General features: G+C 64.5%; 1 protein-coding gene. It reads left to right on the top strand.

Translation table 11 applies throughout. The features are described 5' to 3' along the window. Positions 1 to 296: 296 nt before the first annotated feature. Positions 297 to 1,361, top strand: a complete 1,065-nt coding sequence (locus ACP5J3_RS14470; RefSeq protein WP_428496322.1) for a glycosyltransferase — start codon at positions 297 to 299, stop codon at positions 1,359 to 1,361. Positions 1,362 to 1,535 lie beyond the last annotated feature (174 nt).

Here is a 1,535-nt window from a genome sequence, read left to right as displayed (position 1 = left end):
ATTATAAAAAGGGCGCGGTGTAGCCACAGGCAATGACCTAAAACCCATCCAAATAATATAGCATTCACCCTAGCCACGTACAGAAAATCGCCACATAGACAGGCGCCTGTGGGCGAGACTTATGCTATAAAAGGCTTGTACTCCTTAACCCAAAGCACCACCACAGTAACTACGCTTGCTAAAGCCCCAGCCAGCGATACCAAGACCGACACAAGCATCCACCTTCCTCTATATGTAGAAGTGGCCCCTACTTAGGTTTTAACGGCAGGCATATAAATCAGACGGTGATGCGGCGCGTGTCCGTGGCCTTCGTCACCTACATCAGCGCCGGGGTGGGCGGCGGGCTGTGGCGAGCCAGGCTGGCGATCTCCGCGTACCGGCGCGCAGGTCTTTCGGTTAGGCTGGTCCCGCCCCTGTCCGGGGGGCCGGCGCCGGGGTGCGGCGCCGACGTCTACCTGTCCTACCACGAGAGCTACGACGCCCTCCTCAAGGCCCTCGCCGGCGCCTTGGCCTGCGGAGGCCGCGCCGCCGCGTTGCTACAGGGGATGCCCTTCTACGCCCGGCGGGAGCGGAGGGAGGCCATTCTGAGGGCCCTCTCCCTATTTGAGCAGTTCGCCGGGGGCCTGGGGGGGCGCTACCTGGCGGCGAGGCGGGCGGTGGTCCTCAGACCCCGGCACCCCTTTAGAGACGCATTCCGCCTATTCCACCTAGTTATACACGTCTCCCCCGCCATCCCCGCCGAGACCGGCCTCGGAGGCGTCGTGCTGGACCCCGGCGTGTCGCTACCAGCGGCCGAGATGAAGGCCGCCGCGAGGGCCCGCATCCAGACGGGCGGGAGGAAACACGCCCTGTACGTCGGGAGGGCGGTGCCGGAGAAGGGCATAGTGGAGGCGGTGGTGGCCTACGCAAAAGCCGGCGCGAGGCTGGGGCGCAGACTCGTCATCGCCTCCCCACCTGGATTCGGCGTAGAGGCGGCGCTGAGAGCCGCCAAGAGGCTGGGCGTAGGCGACAAGGTAGCCCACGTCCCCGCCGCAGATAGGTGGGAGCTCTACCGCCTATACGCCTCGGCCCGCGTCGTGCTGTACCCCAGCCACGACGACTCATATTCGCTAGTCGTCTACGAGGCGCTTCTCGCAGGCGCCCCCGTCGCCGCCTACTCCATCCCGGCGCTGGAGCTCAACTTCGCGAGACGCGGCGCCGCCGGGCTCGCCCTCGCCCCCGAGGGGGATCTCGACCAGCTCGCAGAGGCCGCCGCCCAGCTAGCCGCGGGAGAGGTTGAGACAGCCCCCCCTCACCTAGTACCCCTCGAAAAAATACTAGAAGTCGAGGCCGCCGCGGTGAAAAAACTCATAAACAGCTGAGGGAAGCCCGCCGTGAGAATCGCCCTCGTCACAGACCTCGCCGAGGAGGGCTCCGGCGGCAACCAGATGTTTCTAAAACTCGCCGACCTCCTAGCAGAGGAACACGAAGTCTACCTAATAGCAGGAAGAGCCGGCCCAACAAAGGCAAAAACCCTCTGCAGCGGCACATACCGA

This window comes from Pyrobaculum sp., from assembly GCF_049971835.1.
Taxonomy (GTDB): domain Archaea; phylum Thermoproteota; class Thermoprotei; order Thermoproteales; family Thermoproteaceae; genus Pyrobaculum.
Note: the sequence above shows the minus strand (reverse complement) of the source record. Positions and strands in the feature narration are given on the sequence as shown.